At 57.4% G+C, this 20,513-nt stretch carries 16 protein-coding genes; 3 read left to right on the top strand and 13 right to left on the bottom strand.

Going from position 1 to position 20,513, the window contains the following annotated elements; genetic code table 11:
- Nucleotides 1-18 precede the first annotated feature (18 nt).
- Genes CHR62_RS01000 through CHR62_RS00990 form a run of 3 tightly spaced genes read left to right on the top strand, consistent with a single transcriptional unit; the run spans nt 19 to nt 3,189 of the window.
- On the top strand, nt 19-1,248 hold the full coding sequence (locus CHR62_RS01000; protein ID WP_199722872.1) for an efflux RND transporter periplasmic adaptor subunit: 1,230 nt from the start codon (nt 19-21) through the stop codon (nt 1,246-1,248).
- Between the two features lie 11 nt (nt 1,249-1,259).
- Nucleotides 1,260-2,465, top strand: coding sequence for an ABC transporter permease (locus CHR62_RS00995; protein WP_123659720.1), 1,206 nt, complete (start codon nt 1,260-1,262; stop codon nt 2,463-2,465).
- A complete protein-coding gene (locus CHR62_RS00990) occupies nt 2,458-3,189 on the top strand; it encodes an ABC transporter ATP-binding protein (RefSeq protein WP_123659719.1) in 732 nt (243 codons plus the stop codon). The genes CHR62_RS00995 and CHR62_RS00990 overlap by 8 nt, the downstream gene beginning before the upstream one ends.
- 9 nt (nt 3,190-3,198) lie before the next feature.
- Here CHR62_RS00990 and CHR62_RS00985 read toward each other — a convergent pair whose 3' ends face one another.
- From CHR62_RS00985 to CHR62_RS00925, 13 genes are all read right to left on the bottom strand, one after another.
- Nucleotides 3,199-3,954: an EAL domain-containing protein gene (locus CHR62_RS00985; protein WP_123659718.1), complete on the bottom strand. Its 756-nt coding sequence runs from the start codon at nt 3,952-3,954 to the stop codon at nt 3,199-3,201.
- 73 nt (nt 3,955-4,027) lie between these two features.
- Nucleotides 4,028-5,635, bottom strand: a complete 1,608-nt coding sequence (locus CHR62_RS00980) for a methyl-accepting chemotaxis protein (protein ID WP_123659717.1) — start codon at nt 5,633-5,635, stop codon at nt 4,028-4,030.
- A 102-nt stretch (nt 5,636-5,737) separates the two neighbouring features.
- The gene (locus tag CHR62_RS00975) at nt 5,738-6,589 is read right to left on the bottom strand and encodes a universal stress protein (protein ID WP_123659716.1); all 852 of its coding nucleotides are present in this window, start codon (nt 6,587-6,589) and stop codon (nt 5,738-5,740) included.
- 10 nt (nt 6,590-6,599) lie between these two features.
- Nucleotides 6,600-8,081: a SulP family inorganic anion transporter gene (locus CHR62_RS00970; RefSeq protein ID WP_123659715.1), complete on the bottom strand. Its 1,482-nt coding sequence runs from the start codon at nt 8,079-8,081 to the stop codon at nt 6,600-6,602.
- Nucleotides 8,082-8,316: 235 nt separating this feature from the next.
- Nucleotides 8,317-9,225: an ion transporter gene (locus CHR62_RS00965; RefSeq protein ID WP_093969872.1), complete on the bottom strand. Its 909-nt coding sequence runs from the start codon at nt 9,223-9,225 to the stop codon at nt 8,317-8,319.
- A 39-nt stretch (nt 9,226-9,264) separates the two neighbouring features.
- Nucleotides 9,265-9,744 (bottom strand): c-type cytochrome, encoded by a 480-nt coding sequence (locus tag CHR62_RS00960; protein WP_093969873.1) that lies wholly within the window; start codon nt 9,742-9,744, stop codon nt 9,265-9,267.
- On the bottom strand, nt 9,731-11,908 hold the full coding sequence (locus CHR62_RS00955) for a DUF3141 domain-containing protein (RefSeq protein WP_123659714.1): 2,178 nt from the start codon (nt 11,906-11,908) through the stop codon (nt 9,731-9,733). The genes CHR62_RS00960 and CHR62_RS00955 overlap by 14 nt, the downstream gene beginning before the upstream one ends.
- Before the next feature lie 37 nt (nt 11,909-11,945).
- Complete coding sequence (locus CHR62_RS00950) at nt 11,946-13,070, bottom strand: ABC transporter permease (RefSeq protein ID WP_123659713.1); 1,125 nt, start codon at nt 13,068-13,070, stop codon at nt 11,946-11,948.
- Nucleotides 13,071-13,118: 48 nt separating this feature from the next.
- Nucleotides 13,119-15,935 (bottom strand): ribosome-associated ATPase/putative transporter RbbA, encoded by a 2,817-nt coding sequence (gene rbbA / locus CHR62_RS00945; RefSeq protein WP_123659712.1) that lies wholly within the window; start codon nt 15,933-15,935, stop codon nt 13,119-13,121.
- Between the two features lie 9 nt (nt 15,936-15,944).
- Nucleotides 15,945-16,979: an HlyD family secretion protein gene (locus CHR62_RS00940; RefSeq protein ID WP_233574781.1), complete on the bottom strand. Its 1,035-nt coding sequence runs from the start codon at nt 16,977-16,979 to the stop codon at nt 15,945-15,947.
- Nucleotides 16,980-17,241: 262 nt separating this feature from the next.
- Nucleotides 17,242-17,787, bottom strand: coding sequence for an acyloxyacyl hydrolase (locus CHR62_RS00935; protein ID WP_123659710.1), 546 nt, complete (start codon nt 17,785-17,787; stop codon nt 17,242-17,244).
- Nucleotides 17,788-17,924: 137 nt separating this feature from the next.
- Nucleotides 17,925-20,000, bottom strand: coding sequence for a bifunctional diguanylate cyclase/phosphodiesterase (locus CHR62_RS00930; protein ID WP_123659709.1), 2,076 nt, complete (start codon nt 19,998-20,000; stop codon nt 17,925-17,927).
- 281 nt (nt 20,001-20,281) lie between these two features.
- A complete protein-coding gene (locus CHR62_RS00925) occupies nt 20,282-20,479 on the bottom strand; it encodes a hypothetical protein (RefSeq protein WP_093969880.1) in 198 nt (65 codons plus the stop codon).
- Nucleotides 20,480-20,513 lie beyond the last annotated feature (34 nt).

Genomic DNA, 20,513 nt, shown 5'->3' with positions numbered 1-20,513 from the left:
TAACATGGGTTTCGCACGGTGACTAAACATCCTTCACGCTGGAAACTATTCCTGGGGCTTGGTCTGGTCGTGGCCCTTGGGCTTTGGGGCTGGATAACGTGGCAAGGCCCGATCGTTATTGGTTATAGGGTCGAAACAACCCCGTTGGTTCAACAGGTTGTCGCCACAGGGCGCGTCGTCGCTAATTCGCGCGCCCAGGTGGGCAGCGAAATCACCGCGGTTGTCACCGAACGCCGGGTGCGCGAAGGCGACAGCGTGAAGCGCGGTGACGTTTTGCTGGTGCTACGCGCCGATGCCCTGAAAGCTCGCGTCGAAGAGGCCCGTGCTGCGCTCGACTTACTGCGCACCGCACAGCGCCCTCAGGCCCAGGCAACGTTGGCGCGCACCGAATCACAACTTGCACAAGCAAAGCGCGAACTCGACCGACGCAAAAAACTGCTCGATACACGCGCGGTAACCAAAGAAGATGTAGAACAGGCCGAGAATGCCGTGGCCATCGCGTTGGCGGCAGCTCGCCAGGCACGCATCGATGCCCAGGCGCTTGCACCCGATGGCCTACAAGAGTCGATCTTGCAAGAGCGCCTGCGCGCCGCCGAGGCCGACCTGGATAAAACTATCGTACGCGCCCAGTTCGACGGCACGGTGCTGACACGCAACGTCGAACCCGGCGACCTGGTTCAGCCGGGCAAAACACTGCTGGAAATCAGCACAGACGCCAACGCAGAGTTGCTGATCCCCATCGACGAACGCAACCTGGGCGTACTCAAGGTCGGTCAGCCAGCCGTCGTCATTGCCGATGCATACCCCGAGCGCCCATTCCCCGCGTATATCAGCTCCATCGCCCCCGCCATCGACCCCGAGCGCGGTACCGTCGATGTACGCCTATTGGCGACGCCAGAGCCCGACTTCCTGCGCCAAGACCTGACCATCACCGTCACCATCACAACTGGCGAACGTGACGCTGCCATCGTCGTACCCAACGATGCATTGTTCCGTTTGGCCAATGGCGCAACGGCAGTTTGGCGTGACGAGCACGGCAAGCTGATCCCAACCGAGGTCAAAACAGGTTTGCGGGGGCAATCGTTGACCGAAGTGACCGAAGGGCTGTCAGCAGAAGACCTGATAGCCCGTGCCGGCGCTGCCTTTGAGCCCGACCAGCGCGTGCGCCTGAACATTGTCCCAATGCCCGACTCGGCGTCGACACGGCCTGCGTCTACTGCCGGCGAGACCCCCATGAAGTTCAACTAGGTACGGCCACCATGCATTGGCTGGAAACCACTGTCGCGCTCAAATTCCTGCGTCAGAACATGACCCAGACCCTACTGATCCTGGTAGGCATTGCCGTTGGGGTCTCGGTCATTGTGTTCATCACCACCCTGATCAATGGCCTGCAGGCAAACATCATTGATCGCACGCTAGGCACCCAATCGCATATTCGGGTCGAGCCCCCCGACGAACGCAACCTGATCGCCCCCCTTGCCAGCAACACACGCCGTCTGCTGCTTGAGGACCCCCGCGCCCAACGGCTGCGCTCTGTCAACAACTGGCAAGCCGTCCAGCAAACGCTCGATACCCTACCCGAAGTCACCGCCGTTTCCCCTGTCATTTCGGGGCCTGCCTTTGCACGGCGAGGCAACGTGCTGAAGTCGGTATCACTGGTCGGCATCGACCCGCAGCGTTATCAAAAGATTATTCCGGTGCAAGAGGACATCATCGAGGGACAGTTCCGGGTTGGCGCCGGTGATGCCGTCATTGGTGCCTTGCTGGCCCGCGACCTGGGCATGCGAACCGGCAGCAAATTGCGAATCGAATCAGGCGACGGCCGCACGGCAACCGTCACCATTGCGGGTATCTTCGAGCTAGGCGTACGCGAACTCGATCTGCGCTATATCTATCTCGACCTCAAACAAACTCAATCACTGCTAGACCTGCCCGGCGCCGTCACCGTTATCGACGTGACCGTCAATGACTTGTTTCAGGCCGACCAAATTGCCGCGCGCATCGGACGTCTGACAGGGCTAAAGGCTGAAAGCTGGATCGAAACCAACGCACAGCTCATGAACGCATTAAGCTCCCAACGGCTATCCACCACCATGATCAGCTTCTTTGTGGCCATGTCGGTCGCGTTCGGCATTGCCAGCGTTCTGGCGATCAGCGTAACGCAGCGCACCCGCGAAATCGGCATTCTGCGGGCCATGGGCATGCAGCGTGGCCAGATGCTGCAAGTATTTCTGGTACAAGGGGCCGTGCTGGGGCTGGCCGGCTCGGCCGCCGGGTCGGCTGTGGGCTACGCGCTGGTATGGTCGTTCAACACCTTTGGCCCCAAGCTGTTTTATATCCCGCTCATGCCCAGCCTGATTCCAACCACCATGCTAGCTGCCATGGTTACCGGTGTACTGGCGGCCATGGTGCCCGCGTGGCGAGCCGCACGACTAGACCCCGTCGAGGCGATAAGATATGTCTGACGTCGCCCAGCCAGTATTGGCCCTGGAGGCCCTGAAAAAATCGTACAACATAGGCAAACCCAACGAACTTGAGGTGCTGCACGGCATCGACTTGACCCTCAGGCGCGGCGAATTTACGGCGCTTGTCGGCCCGTCAGGGTCGGGTAAAAGCACGCTGCTCAACCTGTTGGGCCTGCTCGACCAACCTACCGCCGGCGAGCTTTACCTGATGGGCCAACCCACACGCACCATGGACGACGAAACCCTGACCAACATGCGTAGCCGCCATATCGGGTTTGTCTTTCAGTTTCATCATTTGATACCAGCCTTTAATGTGCTGGACAATGTGCTGATGCCCATGATGATCCGGCAGGGTCGACCCAACGCCGAAATGCGCGACCGCGCGTTGCAGTTGCTGGATCAGGTCGGACTGAACCGGTTTACCGACCGGAAACCGGGGGACTTATCGGGCGGACAGCAACAACGCGTAGCGATTGCGCGCGCCTTGATGACACGCCCCAATTTGATTTTGGCCGACGAGCCGACCGGCAACCTTGATACCCAAACCGCGGCTGGCGTGTTTGACGTCTTCAGAGAATTTAATGAAACCTATGGGTGCGCGGTACTGATCGTAACGCACGACCCACGGTTATCGGCCGTCTGTGACCGAACGATTACGCTGATTGACGGAAACATTGCGTCAGATGAGTCAAGACTGGGCAACGCGGCCCATAAGCCAGGCTAACCCGCCAGATTAAACAGCGGGCCACTGAACCCCGTTGGGCTGGGCGCAAGACTCGAACAAGGGCTTGCTGAACAAATACCCCTGCATCAGACTTATGCCCAGGTCGCGCAAGCATTTGTACTCGTCAACGACCTCAACGCCTTCGGCCACCAAAGCAATATCCAGTTCAGTGGCAATATCGGCAATGCCTCGCACAATGGCGCGGCGCGATTTGCTTTCGTGAATATTACGCACCAGGCCCATGTCGAGCTTGATGATATCGGGATGAAAATCGGCCAACAAGTTCAGCCCCGCATAACCCGCACCAAAGTCATCAATTGCCGTTTTAAAGCCAATGCGCTGGTATTCGGACAACACCTTGGCCAGCCACTTGCCATCGTTCACCTGCTCACCCTCTACCGTTTCGAAAATAATACGGTCGATGGGGAAGTTGAACTGCCGCGCGGCCTCGAGCGTAGTGCGTATGCACAATTCGGGCTTGTAGATGGCGTTGGGCATGAAATTGATAGACAGCTTTGAGGGCAAGCCGATGCTAGCGGCCGTTTTAATGGCTTTTACCCGGCAGGCCTGGTCGAACTGATAGCGGTTATCTTCGTTGACCTTTGACAACACCGAGAACGCAGACTCGCCCGCTGCACCGCGCACCAGGGCTTCATGTGCAAAAACTTCTTGCTTGCCAACGTCGAGGATGGGCTGATAAGCGTAACTGAACTCGAAGTCTAGAGGCTGGCCATCTCGGCAGGCAGAACAGGGACGTACGGTCATGGGCGCGGGCCTTCCTTAAGCAGGCAATGTTGTGAAACCGATGATAACAAAAGACCGCATGCCGTCACGAGTGTTACACGGGTTGATATGTAACCATTGCAGGCCCCTGACACCCACCTAGGTTAAACACCCCCATGACATCAAGCAAATGACCCGCCTGATGACTTAACCCACCGGCGGCGGCCGCAGACGCCTCGACCAGTGTGGCATTTTGTTGCGTCAGTTGCGTCAAGCCGGCCACAGCGACATTGACCTGCGCGATACCGTCTGTTTGCTCTTGTGTCGCCCGACTGATTTCCTGAATCAGGTCAGCCACCTGACTGACCTCGTGAACAATATCAGACATGGCGCGCCCGGCTTGTTCAACCATATGACTACCTTCGTCGACTTTTTGAGTACTGTTCAGAATCAGTTGCTTGATATCACGGGCAGCCGCGGCGCTTTTCTGGGCCAGCCCACGCACCTCGCTGGCGACAACGGCAAAACCACGCCCCTGCTCGCCAGCACGGGCAGCCTCAACCGCTGCATTCAAAGCCAGAATATTCGTCTGAAACGCGATGGTGTCGATCACCCCAATAATGTCGACTACGCGACGTGAGGCCTGGCTAATATCGCTCATGGTCTGCACCACCGCATTGACCACTTCACCACCATGCTGTGCCGAATGCCGTGCCGTCAGCGCCATATTGGCAGCCTGCTGGGCCACGCCCGCGTTGCTGGATACGGTGCCTGCCAATTGCTCCATGGCAGCGGCAGCTTGGGTCAGGCTGGCCACCTGTTCGTCAGTGCGGCGCGCCAAATCAGTATTCCCTCCGGCAATCTGGTGTGCCCCTTCAGCGATGCTGTTGCTGCTGGCATGCACTTGACCAACAGCGGCACTCAGCGCCAAACGCATCCGCTCCATGGCCAACATTACGCTGCCCGAGCGTGCCCGTCGTACATCGACCTCGGTCGCCAGGTCGCCATGCGCCACAGCATTAACGACACGCACTACGTCAGCGGGCTCTCCACCTAGCTGACGCACCAGACCACGCGTCAGAAACGTTCCCAGAACAATGGCTAGCAAAGCGCCGAAAGCCGTCAACGCGCCAAGCCGTATGACGGCGTCGTCGTAAACAGCCGTCGTTTGGTCGGCCAGGGCGGCAGACGTGTTCTGCTTGTTCATGACCACCATATTGACCATCATTTCGGCCATTTCACCTTGCATCACGGCGTTCGCCAAGGCGGCCTCATAGGCCGCAACAGACGACACGTCCATTTCTGCTGCCTCAAGCTGGCTGGCAAACGCTTCAAGTGCTTCGGCATAGCCCATGACAGCCTTTGCGGCATCGGCCACAGTGGCCTGCTCGTCAGGCGTTTGCGATAGCGCAGCAAGCTTTTCGATTTCTGCAGAAGCACCCTGGAGATGATCACGCATGGCATACACCTGGCCAATGCTGGCCCCCTTGTCAGACGCCAGCAGCGCCGCCCGCGCGGCGCTACCTGCCGCCACCAGACGCAACTGTGTTTGCGATGCGTGACGAATGCCCGCCACCTCTTGCGAGTACATGAGCCGGGCCATTTGATTGACCTGGCTAGTGGCCTGCAAACCCAGCGCACCGATAAGCGCAGCGATAGCCGCTACAGCCAGGAAACCCAAAATTAACTTGACGCCAACGCGCCAACCTCGAAACCAACGCATAGAAAGCCCGTTTGCCTTTGAACCAAAACGGGCTTGATACTAACCAGCGTAGATTGCAAGAGTTTTACGACCTGACAAAAAGTCCTGGTAGAACAACGGACGCTAGCGCAGCACCAACATAGACACCGGGCTGGTGCGCAGCAACGTAGACGTAGTGCTCCCCATAATCAGGTGACGAATGCGCGAATGGCCATAGGCGCCCATGACCAGCACATCGGCCTGACACTCAAGCACATAATCACGAATGACCTGCTCGGCCTCGCCCACCCGCACGACATCGCTCACGGCAAAGCCTTCGCTTTCGAGGCTTTCGTGGGCCTGGGCAAGACTTTCGCGCACCGAAGCGCTCGGATCGCCCGCTACCAGCAAATGGCAGTCGAGCCCTTTAAGCAAGGGGCTGGCCGCCACCATTTGCACCATTTTCATGGCCGTATCGCTTCCATCGAAAGCAATCACAAAGCGCTCCGGCGCCTTGTACGCGCCATTGACGACCATCACCGGGCGTTGCAGGCTGCGCACCACCCGCTCGGCATTCTGGTCGAGGTACCAGCGCGATGCCCCCGCCTGCTCGTGCTGCCCCATAACGACCAAACGGGTGTCAGGTTCGAGGTCGAGCAAGGTTTCTGCCAACGCACCATGGCGCTGCACGGTATCCACAGCCGACACACCGCCCGCTTCGGCGCGCTGACGCGCCGCCTGCAAAATCTGGCGACCATGCTCTTGCGCAAGTTTGCTGCGCTCTTCGTCAAGTGCGCTCAGTTGCTCCAACAGACTCTCGTGGCTATCAATACCAATAGCACCGCTGTAATCACTAATACTGGCGCGCTCTGGGTGACGGTCGAGCACATGCAGGAACTCAAGCTTGACGTCCAGCAAGCGAGCGGCCCAGATCGCGAAATCGCAAACCACCGCTGCGCGGGTCGAATCATCAATACACGCGACAACTTTATTCATGGAATTCTCCTTAGTGCCCCATCAGGCGATCAATGGCGCCGGGTTTATCGTGAATGGCAAATTGGTCGACCAACGTCGCCGAAGCGGCATCCAAACCAATCACCTCGACCTCGGCCCCTTCGCAGCGAAACTTAAGGACCACAGCATCGAGAGCACCGACAGCGGTGATGTCCCAGAAACAGGCCCGACTGACATCAATACGCACACGTTCAATGGCCTCTTTAAAGTCGAACGACTGGCCAAAGGTGTCGGCAGACGCAAAAAACACCTGTCCAACCACCTGATAAACACGGATACGACCTTCGTTTTCGGCGCGGGATTCGACTCGTAGAACACGGCCCACTTTATGTGCAAAGAATATGCCGCTGAGCAAGACCCCGACAAAAACGCCTTTGGCCAGGTCGTGCGTTGCCACAACCACGGCAACGGTAGCCACCATCACGATACTGGACGTTTTCGGATGCGTAAACAGTTCGCGCAAAGACGACCACTTGAAGGTACCGATGGAGACCATGATCATCACGGCAACCAACGCCGCCATAGGAATCTGGCTGACCCATTCATCCAGAAACACCACCAGAATCAGCAGGACAACGCCCGCCACAAACGCCGACAGACGCCCGCGCCCGCCTGACTTTACGTTAATTACCGACTGACCGATCATGGCGCAACCGGCCATCCCGCCCATCAAGCCTGACGCAATATTGGCCAAGCCCTGACCCGTACACTCACGATTCTTGTTGCTGGGTGTATCAGTCAGCTCATCAACAATCGACGCCGTCATCATTGACTCAAGCAACCCGACAACAGCCAGCGTCGCTGCATACGGAAAAATGATCTGCAAGGTTTCCAACGTTAACGGCACATCGGGCAGTAGGAATACCGGCAGGCTATCAGGCAACTCGCCCATATCGCCCACCGTTCGAATATCGAAGCCGAAATACATTGACACCGCCGTCAGCAGCACGATGCACACCAAAGGCGACGGCACCGCCCGCGTCAACCGTGGGAAAAGATAAATAATGGCCAGACCAACCGCTACCATGGGGTAGACCATCCAGTTCACATTGATCAATTCCGGCAACTGCGCCATAAAAATCAGTATGGCCAACGCGTTCACAAAGCCCGTCACCACCGACTTCGACACAAAGCGCATAAGCGCCCCAAGCCGCAGCCACCCAGCAAAAATCTGTAACACGCCGGTCAATAGCGTGGCCGCCAACAGGTACTCCAGCCCGTGTGACTTGACCAACGTCACCATCACCAACGCCATCGCACCGGTTGCGGCAGAGATCATGCCCGGGCGACCACCGGCAAATGCGATAACCACCGCAATACAGAAAGAAGCATACAAACCCACCTTGGGGTCGACACCGGCAATAATAGAAAACGCAATGGCCTCGGGAATCAGCGCCAGCGCAACGACCAGCCCGGACAGCACATCACCACGAATGTTCGAGAACCATTCGTCTCGCATTCTTTCAAACGACATTAGAAACAACCTGAAAATAAGCAGCGCGCCGATGCGTAAACACGTCATGCGGTCGGCAAAGAAACCAAAAAGGGATTGCCCCCGCCAAAACCGGGGGCCTGAAGCAAAAAGAAGGGCGCCGTAAAAATACGGCGGGATCGTGCGTTACATGGGTAGACGACGTCGCTGGAGATTATGCAGAGCAAAAATTGTACACGACGCAGCCCTGGCGCCACCCGCGCGCGACCTCCCCGAACTAACGCAGCGCATCGTCGGTTTCGTAGTCGGGCAACGCATGACCGCAGCTTTTGCAAAACTTTGCGTCAGCATCGAGCCCGCTGGCCAGGCACTCGGGGCAGGTACGCGTATTAACGTGAGGCCAGAAACGCTGCGCGGTCAGTTCGGATGAAATGATGCCGGTGGGCACGGCCAGAATGCTCCAGCCAATAAGCATGGTAAACGACGTAATAGCGCGGCCCACATCGGTTTGCGGCGTGATGTCGCCAAACCCGACGGTTGTCAGGGTTGTAATGGCAAAGTAGATTGAAGTGGGAATGCTGCTGAAGGGTGTACCGGGGCCGCCCTCGATAACGTACAACAACGTCCCGTTCACGGTAACAACAATGGCCACCACCGACAAGAAAATGATGATTTTCCGGCGGCTGGCCAATAGCGCCTGACCCAACAGCGAATACTCGCGCACATAAGACGCCAGTTTCAAAAGCCGGAAAATGCGTAACAGCCGGAGCAGGCGCAGGTCGAACAAGGCGTGCAGTTCGGGCACGAAAACGGCGGCATAACTGGGCAAAATGGCCAGCAAGTCGACCACACCATAAAAGCTGCGCGCGTACCGCAACGGCTGTTTGACGCAAGCCAGGCGCGCCACATATTCGACCGTAAACAACGCTGTAAAAACCCACTCGATCGTTGTCAGCGCCCCGCCATACTTCAGCCGGACGGCTTCGATGCTGTCGAGCATGACCACGGCAACACTTAACAAAATCGCGGCAATCAGCAGGAAATCGAACCAACGCCCGAGGCGAGTATCAGCCTCGAAAATGACCACAAACAGCCGGTGACGAAACCCGTCTTCATAGCCCTCGAACTGCGGGGCCAGATGTGAGCGCGACGGTGCTTTTTCGGGGGCTGGGGTGTGTTTAGTCATGAGTGATGCAGCGGAACATGGTGGTCAAACAGCGCCCCTTTATTGCGGTTGCAGCGTCAGCTTGCGCTGAACGTCGAGCGCTTGCTTGGTCCAGTATGTTTTGATGTACGCCAGACTGGCACGGATTTCATCGTCGGACAAAACGCTGGCATAAGCAGGCATATCGCTTTCGTAGCCTGGCGGTGCCGTGACACCGGGCACCAGACCATTTTTGACAATATCAAATAAAACAGCGTCGGGGTGATGCCAGGTATGCCCTGAGATATCGTGCGGTGGTGCAGGCAAGCGGCCATTGGCCAGACGGGTGCGCCAATTGGGCTGGCCTTCGAGTTGTGTACCGTGACAGGCAGCGCATTGCGCATGGTAAACCCGTCGGCCCACCTCGACCATGGCGCCGTCAGACGGGTCGATGTAAGCAGCCGACGCAGGCTTGAACCATACGCCATAGGCCCATACGGCCGCCAGCACCAGTAAGGCAACGACAAGGGCGCCGCCCCCCAACTTTTTAAGCGACACCATCCGCTCCTTGAAGTTTGGTAGCCGCGACGCCGAACCGCTCGGCAATCACCTGCATACTTTCAGCCACATCATCTTGAACCTGGATAGCGGCCCTGATAAATGACTGGATAAACTCAAAAGCATTCTGCCGCTCGGCATGACCTACGCCCGCCAACAAGTCGGGCAAGGTGTCCAGCGCTTGCTGCTTGTCGATGAGCATCAGAAAACCTTGCTTACGCACCATACGTTTGAAATCTGGCAACGGCATGTCGGACAACGCATGCGTACTACGCAAGCGACGCGCCATATTGAAACTACGTTCATCGAAACTACCCACGTGACGACTGACGTAAATAATCGATCGCACAATGGCCTCGTTGACGCCACCCTCAGACATTTGCCTGCACAAGGACTCGACCTGTTCGCGCACCATGCGCCGATGCTCGGCCGAGGTACCCGGATGCGGCCGCGGGTGGGCATCACGCGCTACACCCTGGCCAAACACAGCTTGCATCCAGGGCGAACCATATACCTGCATAAAAGTTTGTTCTGTGGCCTGATCTCGCATATCGCGCCAGGCATCGAGGGTTGACTCAATAGCTTCGGATGCAGCCTCTTGCCACTGCCAAAACACGTTATCGGCAGACACAGGCTTGCGTTCTGCGCGCACCCTTTCGGCTTGACGCGCGACATCCCGCGCCCAAGGGTTGTCGTCGGAGGACATTTCGTAGGAGACCCGCAAAGGGTGGCGTGCGGCCAGCGCACCAGCGCGCGCCGGCGTCGCCCAGGCCTTGACCCAGGGCTGCACAAAGCTGCGATACAAGCCCAGGTTCAGTCGCGACACGTTATCGACCGCCGCAAATTTCCAGTCATCTTCGGGTTTGTTGTCGACGATGCGGCGAACATCATCAAGACGGCGGCGCTGAAACGACAACACATAATCGCCAAAAGCAAGGTCGGGGTTCAGCGTGGTGTCGTCTTTGTCATGAATGACCGCTTCGTAAATGCCCGACGGCAAGATGTCGATGAGGTCGACATTGGCGGCAAACTCTTGATGCTCTTTGGCGGCTACCTTACCCGATACAAAAATACCCAAATGCCCAATGCTGTCATGCACGGCATAGACAATGGTCTGGTTGTGTGCGTAAATTTCTTCGTCGGCCTGATACAGGTCGGGAATCCAACCCAACGCTTGCGGTGGCGGCGTTATGTTGTCGCCTCGGGAACAAAACACCACAATCGGCGAGCGAATATTGCGTAAATCAACCCGCACCCCTTCGTCGGTCACGATGCCGGCCGTCGCCAGCCGGTTGCCCACGAACAAGTTGTCGACAATAAACTGGATCTCTTCCTCGGTTAGATAAACGTAACCGCCCCAGTACTTTTCAAAGCCAAGGTAACGATCGACTTCGGTATCGATATTGGCGTACAAATGATGCTGCTTTGTCCACAACGTGTTGGCCGGGTTCAGATTTTCGAAGTTTTGCACCAGCCAGGCCCCGTCGAACCTGCCCGCACCCAAATCACTTGTTAAGGCAGCCTGCCACGTGCCGCCCAGCATGCCGCCGGTGTAGCGCATTGGGTTTTTCCCGCGCCAACCCGCCCAGTACGACACGGGTGCGCCGGCCACAATAATGGGGCCAAAAAGCTCGGGGTACAGCGCTGCAGTCATGAGTATCTGCCAGCCTGCCTGACAATTGCCAATAACCACTGGCTTGCCCTCGGCCTCGGGTTGCAACTCGATAACTTTGCGTAAAAAAGCTGCTTCGGCGCGCACCACATCGAACACGGTTTGGCCCGGCACCGGATCGGGCAAAAAACCAATGAAGTAGCACGGATGCCCGGCCCGCATGGCCACGCCAATTTCGCTTTCGGCCTTGAACCCCCCAATGCCAGGGCCATGCCCGGCGCGTGGGTCGACCACCACGAACGGCCTTTTCTTGGGATCAATGACCATGCCGGGCTCGGGCAAAATGCGGCACAAGCCATAATTGACCGGGTCGGGCAAGTCTCGCCCGTTCATCACGAATTCGAAAGGTACGCTCAGCACATGCGGTGTTTTCTCTTGCATGTGCGCGCGATACTGGTTGCCTCGCCGGCGCATGACGTCCGCATATAACACCGAGCGCTGCCAGGCGTCGGTAAAGTAGTCGGTGGCTTGCTGGAACAGGTCGTTGGCTAACATATGAACGGGTCTCCGGCCTTGTGGGCGAGTGGTGATGTCATGCCATCTGGCTTAGGGTACGCCGGAATCGGCCCAGGGCAATGACAAAGAACAGTGTACCAATGACGGCGAGCGCCAAGAATTGCGGCCAAACGACGTCGAGCCCGGCACCACGAAACAGAATGGCCTGACCCAACTGCACAAAATGAGTGGTGGGCGCGGCCAACATGACGTCTTGAACCAATACTGGCATGCTTTCGCGCGGCGTCGTCCCGCCCGACAGCATTTCGAGCGGCAACAACACCAGGACAAACAACAGGCCAAACTGCGGCATGCTGCGGGCCAATGTCGCCATAAAAATACCCATCGACGTCATGGCAAAGAGGTGCAATGCCGAACCCGCCAAAAACAGGCCAACCGAGCCGCCAATCGGCACCCGCAGCGCCCCTTGCACCACGAACACCAGCGACAGCGCCGACGCCACCAGCACAACAAGGCCCATAGACCATATTTTGGACAGCATAATCTGCGCGGGTGTCACCGGCATGACAAGCAAGTGCTCAATAGTGCCGTGTTCGCGCTCTCGTATGAGCGCCGCACCTGTCAGAATAATCGACAACATCGTAATAATGTTGATGATCTCGTTCAGAGCGCCAAACCATGCCCGCTCCAGCGTGGGGTTAAACCGCATGCGCAAAGCCAGATCAACGGGCAACGCCGATACGGTGCGATAACGCTGAACAAATGCATTGACCTCATCAGACAGAATTTGCTGGATATACCCGCTGCCGGCAAACGCCTGCGACATGCGAGTTGCGTCGACGTTCAACTGCACCACCGGCTGACGACCGGCCAAAACATCACGTTGAAAATCGGGCGGAATATTCAACACAAAGGTATACCGGCCCGCATCGAGCCCCGGATCAACCTCATTGATATCAATCTGCTGGGGCGCGGCAAACTGCGGGGGGTAAAACGCAGCAAAGAGCCGCCCCGACAACGGCGACTGGTCTTCATCGACAATGGCAATAGGCGCATTGTGCAAGGTGTCGGGCATGGCCGTAGCGGCGGTGTAAATAGAAAAAGTAAACGTATAAACGATCAGAATCAACATGACCGGGTCTCGCCAAAGACTCCACAACTCTTTAACGCCCAACCGATAGATGGTCTTGATGCCGCTCATGCCTGGGACCTTTTACAGACGAATAGCCCCGAATCGTGGTGCCCCATGTCAACGTTCCTGCTTGCGCAACAAAGCGATAGCCAGCAACAGAATAACCGGTACCGACAACGCCAATGGCCATAAGGCATGCCACACGTCGCCCAGCCCGAGCCCCTTGCTAAAAATTCCCCGACTGACCAATAGAAAATGAGTGGCCGGGTAGATCTGCCCAATCAGGGCACCGGGCCCCTCGAGTGAGGACACTGGGTTCAGCAACCCGGAAAACTGAATGGCGGGCAAGATGGTGCCAATCATGGTCAGGAACATGGCGGCGATTTGCGACCGCGTAAAGCTGGAGGCAAACAACCCGAATCCGGTTGCAAACGTGACATACACCAGCGCCGCCAGGGCCAGCACCCAGAAACTGCCGGTTACCGGCACGTTAAACAGAGTGACTGCCAACGCCGCCATAAGCAAAAAATTAAACATCCCCAAAACAATGTACGGCAGTTGCTTCCCTAAAAGAAACTCGCTGCGCCGAACGGGCGTGACATAAAAATTAATCATCGAGCCCAGCTCTTTTTCACGCACCACCGCCAGCGCCGTCAACATGGCCGGGATCATCAACAGCAAGAGCGGAATAATGGCGGGCACCATGGCCGGCAAGCTTTTAACATCGGGGTTGTATCGAAACCGGGTTTCGATGGAAAACGGTGTCAAGGCCGCGGCACTTTGCCCCATTTGCTGACGGGCCTGCTCAACCAACCACCCCTGATGCAACCCCTGAACATAGCCGCGTACCGTTTCCGCCCGTTGAGGGTTGGCGCCATCAACCCAGGCACCAATATCCACCATCTGACCGCGCTTCAGGTCTCGCGCAAAGCCGGCGGGAATTTCAACCGCCAGAGCCAGCTCACCGCTGCGCATGCGACGATCAAGGTCGTCATAATCGGTGATGGGTGGTCGCTCAATAAAATAGCGCGACCCAGCCATATTCAGGTGATAGTCACGGCTTAATGTCGTCTGATCGCGGTCAAGCACCGCAAAGGTCAGGTCTTCGACATCCATACTGATGCCATAGCCCATGATCAGCATCAGTATCAGCGTGCCCGCCAGCGCCAACAACCGCCGCACGGGGTCTCGCTGCAATTGCAATGACTCGAGGTGCGCATACGTGAGCAGGCGCGAAACACTGAAGCCCGGCACCCGGGCTTTGTCTGGCGACTGCGGCGCCGCATGAGCTGGAGGGCCGCCAATAGCGTCGCCGGCAACCGGCGCCACAGGTAACGCAGTCTTTTCAAGCGAAGACTCACTATGCTTTGCGGGTGAAACAGGCGGGACTTTCGCTACCGCTTCGGCCCGAACCGCCGCCTCAAGGTAATGAATAAACGCCCCTTCCAGAGACGCGGTGCCGCTGCTTGCAACTAGCGCTGCCGGCGTGTCGCTGACCAGCACTTTCCCGGCATGCATGAACGAAATACGATCGCAACGTACCGCCTCATTCATGAAGTGTGTCGAAATAAATAATGTGACGCCGTCGTCTCTGGCCAGGTCAATCATGAGTTGCCAGAACATGTCGCGGGCAATGGGGTCGACGCCCGAAGTGGGCTCGTCGAGAATCAGCAACTCGGGGCCGTGCACCACTGCAACGGCCAACGACAACCGCTGACGCACTCCCAGGGGTAATGACGTCGGCAATGCGTGCAGCACATCGTTAAGCCCGAATCGGTCGGCCATGGCCTGCATACGGCCGGGTATTTCAGCTTCGGGAACGCTGAACAAGCGCGCATGCAGCACCAGGTTCTGGGCAACCGTCAGTTCGCTGTACAGGGAAAACGATTGCGACATATACCCCACCCGACGACGGGTGGCGACATCGTGAGAGTCGATTTCACGGCCAAACAGCCAGGCCTGACCTTCGGTGGCGGGCAACAACCCCGTCAGCATTTTCATGGTGGTCGACTTGCCGCAGCCATTTGACCCCAGAAACCCGAAAATCTCACCCCGGCGAATGCTGAAACTGACATGATCAACAGCGACGAAGTCCCCAAATTTCATAGTCAGGTCGCGCGCTTCGATGGCAACCTCGGCCACCTGGCCTTGCGCAGGCGGTCGCAATACAACAGGGGCATAACCGCGACGGCGATCGTCGGGCAGCAATGCAACGAATGCAGCCTCAAGCGCGTCGGTCGACGTCATTTTTTTGATCTCGCCCGGCGTACCCGTTGCCAGGATAGCCCCAGCATCCATCGCCACCAGCCAATCAAAGCGCTCGGCCTCTTCCATATAGGCCGTCGCCACCACCACACTCATGCCGGGGCGATCGCGGCGAATGCGATCGATCAAGTCCCAGAATTGGCGTCGCGCCAACGGGTCTACGCCGGTGGTGGGTTCGTCAAGAATCAGTAAGTCGGGGTCGTGGATCAGAGCACAGCACAACCCTAGTTTTTGCTTCATGCCGCCCGACAACTTGCCGGCCGGGCGCGTCAAAAACGGAAACAGCCCCGTGTCGCACGTGAGCGCATCGATACGGCGACGACGCTCGGCCGCGTCGTGGCCAAAAAGACGACCAAAGCATTGAAGATTTTCTTCGACCGACAATGTGGGATACAGATTTTTGCCCAAGCCTTGCGGCATATAAGCAATGCGCGGACACACCTGATCACGATGGGCGGATTCGGCCATACTGCCGCCCAATACAAACACGTCGCCGACCTGAATACGGCGGGCACCCGCCAAAAGAGCCAGCAAGCTGGACTTACCCACGCCATCTGGACCGATCAGCCCCACCATTTTGCCAGCGGGGATATCGAGCCGAATATTGTCCAGCGCTGCCACCTTGCCATAATGCAAAGAAACAGCGTCAAGGCGGGCCACCATTGTCATGACCTGACCCTACTGAACGTTAACCGTCAGCGCCTGAGGCCACGAGGCCTGATCATCGATCTTGAGCCATGCAACACCCGGCAGCCCCGTTTTGACCTGTTCGAGATGACGACGCAACAGGTCGGGGTCGATCTGGGCCTTGACCCGGAACATCAGCTTTTGTCGCTCACTGGCCGTCTCGACCGTTTTCGGGGTGAACTGTGCCACACTGGACACATACGACACTTTGGCCGGAATGACATAGCCTGGAGCCGCATCGAGCACCAGGCGAACATCAGCACCCAACGCCACGCGACCCGCAACAGTTTCGGGCAGAAAAAACGTCATGTAGACATCGGCCAGGTCAACAAGGTTGAGTACCTTACCCCCCGCCGCCAACACTTCACCAGGCTGGGCGATGCGGTACTGTACGCGACCATCGCGAGGCGCTTTCAAGACCGCATCATCGATATCGGCCTGGATGCGTTTAATAGTAGCTTGCACGGCAGCAACCGCCGAACCCGAGCTGATGACCTGAGATTGCGCCGCATGCACCGCCGCTTGGGCTGCCGCGACCTGAGCGCGCGCGGCTTCGAGAACGGCCTGAGCGCCCACAACGGCGGCGCGATGTTCGTCGAGAGTTTGACGCGACGTGGCGCCACCGGCCACCAATTGTTCGGTACGCGCCAAGCTTTGTCTGGCAAGGCGGAGCTCGCTTTCGCGTTGGGCCACGAGCGCCAGCGCTGCCGTGCGGTCGCTTTCGCGAGCAGCCACCTGGGCCTGCGCCGTCTGAACATTATTGACCGCTTGATCGTAGACGGCCTGCGCTTCGGCGCGTTGAGCCAGCAACGTATCGGTTTGCATGTGGGCCAACGCATCGCCCGCCCGCACAAAACTGCCTTCGTTCACTAAAATATCGACCACGCGGCCAGGCTGCCGGGTGGCAACGTCGACCTCAGTGGCCTCGATCCGGCCATTGCCACTAACAAATGACTCGCCATAGCCCGCTGCCTGGAGGGATCGCCAATAATACGCGCCAGCGGCTGCTACGAGCAGAGCCGCCATTACCCACACCCACAATTTATTGTGCAAACCTCGAAGCGCCATATACGTTTCCCCATGTGTTAGCGCGTAGTATGGCGCAAGGTGCGCAGACAAAACAATCGATCAAATCACCCCGATGTGATGCACGTCAAACAACACAATATTGGGTGCCTGCTGCAGCCATGCAAAGGTAGCAAATGTCTGCTGTCGAAGACCATATAAAAACCCCCGGGGCGTGCCCGGGGGTTTTTATTGACTGGCTAAGCGCAGCACTTAAAACAGCTTAAAACTGATGGCTTAACAATACCTGGAAGACATCCAGGCCGGGATTGGGACGTTTAATGCCTGCGTTTGAAAAGTGCGAGTAGCGCAGCCCCAGACGGGTGTCATCGCCCAAATAAGCCCCAAACCCAACGTGTTCGCCAAATTGGAACTTGGTTGACATGTCTTTATCGGCAAAACGGCTGCGCGAAAATACGTTGGCGCTTAAGCCAGCTTCGAAGTAAAACGCGTTGTTGACGCTCCAACGCACAAACGGCGCGGCGCCCAACTGCCACATGCTTGAAGGCTCGCGTGAACCACTGGCGCGCCATAACGAGCCACTTACCTCGGCCAACAGATCGAGACGACTATTATTGCTTTCGAACTGATAGGTATAAAACGAGGGAGACTCCCAGGCCATTTCGTACCGCTGATAATGATTGCCCGCACCAGCACGCACACTGATACCATTACCCGACATAGGCTCGGCAAACGCTGGCGAAAACAATACAGAAGCAGCAACCCCGGCCAGCAGGGCTTTTGCACCATGGCGCACAAATTTACGCATGAGCTATCCTTGAAAGCATAAACAAAAACGGAAAACCGGCGGGAGCACGGCCCTAAACTTTAGCGGTCAATCGTAGCATGCACAACAAGAAAAAACGGGGTGTAAGCAGAGGTTACGCGCCGGTTTCCGGGCTTTCCCTAAGCGTACATGTCGGGAAAACCCGACGGTTTCATCGCCCGGTCCAGGAGCGCATCGGGGGCCATGGGCCGCCCAAGCAAGTAGCCTTGAAGATAATCACACCCCAACTGCGACAGTACCTCGAACTGGGTTTGAGTTTCGACCCCTTCGGCCACCACTTCGAGCCCCAAGGTTTGAGCCAAGGCAGCAACCGCCCCCACAATGGCGCGATCTTCGGTTTCGGGGGCCAGATCGCGCACAAACCCTCGGTCGATTTTGAGCTCATCGACGGGCAAACGCTTTAAGTACAACAAGCTGGAATAGCCCGTGCCGAAATCGTCGATCGCAATTCGCACGCCCAAATCACACAAGCGCTGCAAAATCACAATACTGGATTCGGTATCGTGCATGGCCGTAGACTCGGTGATCTCGAGGGTGAGCGACTGCGGTTTGAGCCCGTAACGATTCAACAAGGTACGCACCGTTGTGACCAGCCCACTGTGACGAAACTGCATGGGCGACAAGTTGACCGCCACCGCAGCCTCGAGCCAACCATCGTCTTGCCATTGGCGCACTTGACGGCAGGCGCGATCGAGCACCCATTCGCCAATCGGCACAATCAGGCCCGTACGTTCGGCCAACGGAATGAAGCGGTCGGGCGCCACTTGGCCGTGTTCGTCGTGCCACCAGCGCAGCAAGGCCTCAGCCCCGGATATTTTTCCAGACGCCACATGCAACTTGGGCTGATAGGCCAGGCTAAGTTCGTTGTTCTCAAGAGCTTTTCGAAAGTCTTGCAACAGGCTGAGCTGCTGCTGCACATTGGCATGCATGGACGTTTCGAAGAAACTGTAGGTATTACGCCCGGCGTTCTTGGCATGATGGCGCGCAGCATCAGCCTGAGCGAGCAGATCGTGACGCTCGTTGCCGTCATCGGGGCACAAGGTAATACCCACGCTGGCTGACACATGAATTTCTTGGCCGGCCACATGAAACGGCTTTTTAATAAAAGACAGTACCTTGTGCGCCTGAGTGGCAGCATCGGCGGGCTCGACGATATCCATCAGCAAAACAAACTCATCCCCGGCCAGGCGGGCCAAGGTGTCTTGGCCACGAATGTGCGACTGCACCCGGCGCGCGACCTCAAGCAGTAAACGGTCGCCCACATGATGGCCATAAGCGTCATTCACCACCCTGAAACCATCCAGGTCCATCATGAGCAGGGCAAAGCGCCCGCCGTCGCGCCGCACGTTGACCAGCGCACGGTCTATTCGATCTTCGAGCAAGGTGCGATTGGGCAGGCCAGTAAGGCTGTCGTGTAGCGCCAGATACTTAAGTTCGCGCGTGGCCTGGCTATGGGAATGCGTTTGAGACTGAGCACGCATGTCGAACAACGACACCAGCAACGCCCCACCCAGCACAATGACCGTAATGACAATTGTCATGCCGGCCAGACCTTCAGCATTGAAATCTGACATCCCTGCGGCAGACTGGGCATGTGCAGGAAACTGCGCCGCAGCCATGCCCACATAGTGCATACCTGCAATAGCCATACCCATGATCGCGGACGCCCCAACACGTTGCAGCCAGACATGACGACCTTCAGCGCGCAGCTTGAACGCAGCCCACAACGCAGCGACTGAAGCGCCATAGGCAATCAATAGCGAGGTAACAAACCAGCCCATGTGGTACTGAATGGCCGGGCTCAACTGCATTGCCGCCATGCCCAGATAGTGCATGCCGGCAATGCCCGCCGCAAGGAACAGCCCCCCGACCAGTAGACGCGGCAGCGGCAGCGAGGGACGGCAGACAGTCCAGAGCGCAAGACCCGACGCCACAATGGCCAACAATAAAGACACGGCGGTGAGGACGGGGTCGTACCCCACCGGAACAGGCAAACTGCACGCCAGCATACCCACAAAATGCATGGCCCAAATACCCAGGCCCATGGCTAATGCGCCACCTATCAGCCAGCCCCCCGCCTGCGCCCCACGCGCAGAGGCGACACGCGCGGCCATGTCGAGCGCGGTATATGCCGCCAACACAGCAACAAACAGCGACCAGAGCACCAATGAAAAGTTATAGCTACTTACGAGCATGGGACCTGCACTTGGGTAGATGCCCCGCATAAGTGCAGAGGCAAATAACTTGTTTACGGAATGAACCGCAAAAACTTAAGACAAAATCTGTTGCCCGTTACAATATTTTGATGGGCCTTTACAAGATACGCACACTACAGCGTTAAAAGTCAGATTAAATGCATTACGCCCCAAAACAGGCGGTTTAACCTGTTTTGGGGCGTAAAAGTTTGGTGCTACCTGCGCCAGAAGCCTACAAGCCAGGCAACGCCTTTATGTACAACGCAGCTGCCAAATAGCGCTTAAGCAACTGCGTGCAAACGCGTACCCACAGCACCCGACGTCGCCAGCTTGGGCTCGAGCGGTGCCATAAGTTGTTGCATGACCTGCGCCTGCGATTCAAGGGTTTTACGCAGCAACAGCATCTGTTGATTTTGCTGGACTGTAGCGCCTTCGAGCGCCAATGCGGTATTAACAACGGCTTCAACAGACAGATCCATAACCGGTATCCTTTAATAGTATTTGGAACTCATT

It is taken from the genome of Pusillimonas sp. NJUB218 (assembly GCF_003788685.1).
Lineage (GTDB): Bacteria > Pseudomonadota > Gammaproteobacteria > Burkholderiales > Burkholderiaceae_B > Neopusillimonas.
This window is presented reverse-complemented; position numbering and strand designations above follow the sequence as displayed.

Excerpts from the sequence above, each read along its gene's own strand:
- rbbA (WP_123659712.1), bottom strand. The coding sequence starts at position 15,935 with ATGACAATGGTGGCCCGCCTTGACGCTGTTTCTTTGCATTATGGCAAG.
- CHR62_RS00930 (WP_123659709.1), bottom strand. The coding sequence starts at position 20,000 with ATGCTCGTAAGTAGCTATAACTTTTCATTGGTGCTCTGGTCGCTGTTT.
- CHR62_RS00970 (WP_123659715.1), bottom strand. The coding sequence starts at position 8,081 with ATGTCGTTTGAAAGAATGCGAGACGAATGGTTCTCGAACATTCGTGGT.
- CHR62_RS00940 (WP_233574781.1), bottom strand. The coding sequence starts at position 16,979 with ATGGCGGCTCTGCTCGTAGCAGCCGCTGGCGCGTATTATTGGCGATCC.
- CHR62_RS00980 (WP_123659717.1), bottom strand. The coding sequence starts at position 5,635 with ATGCGTTGGTTTCGAGGTTGGCGCGTTGGCGTCAAGTTAATTTTGGGT.
- CHR62_RS00990 (WP_123659719.1), top strand. The coding sequence starts at position 2,458 with ATGTCTGACGTCGCCCAGCCAGTATTGGCCCTGGAGGCCCTGAAAAAA.
- CHR62_RS00985 (WP_123659718.1), bottom strand. The coding sequence starts at position 3,954 with ATGACCGTACGTCCCTGTTCTGCCTGCCGAGATGGCCAGCCTCTAGAC.
- CHR62_RS00925 (WP_093969880.1), bottom strand. The coding sequence starts at position 20,479 with ATGGATCTGTCTGTTGAAGCCGTTGTTAATACCGCATTGGCGCTCGAA.
- CHR62_RS00935 (WP_123659710.1), bottom strand. The coding sequence starts at position 17,787 with ATGCGTAAATTTGTGCGCCATGGTGCAAAAGCCCTGCTGGCCGGGGTT.
- CHR62_RS00995 (WP_123659720.1), top strand. The coding sequence starts at position 1,260 with ATGCATTGGCTGGAAACCACTGTCGCGCTCAAATTCCTGCGTCAGAAC.
- CHR62_RS00950 (WP_123659713.1), bottom strand. The coding sequence starts at position 13,070 with ATGAGCGGCATCAAGACCATCTATCGGTTGGGCGTTAAAGAGTTGTGG.
- CHR62_RS00960 (WP_093969873.1), bottom strand. The coding sequence starts at position 9,744 with ATGGTGTCGCTTAAAAAGTTGGGGGGCGGCGCCCTTGTCGTTGCCTTA.
- CHR62_RS00975 (WP_123659716.1), bottom strand. The coding sequence starts at position 6,589 with ATGAATAAAGTTGTCGCGTGTATTGATGATTCGACCCGCGCAGCGGTG.
- CHR62_RS00955 (WP_123659714.1), bottom strand. The coding sequence starts at position 11,908 with ATGTTAGCCAACGACCTGTTCCAGCAAGCCACCGACTACTTTACCGAC.
- CHR62_RS00965 (WP_093969872.1), bottom strand. The coding sequence starts at position 9,225 with ATGACTAAACACACCCCAGCCCCCGAAAAAGCACCGTCGCGCTCACAT.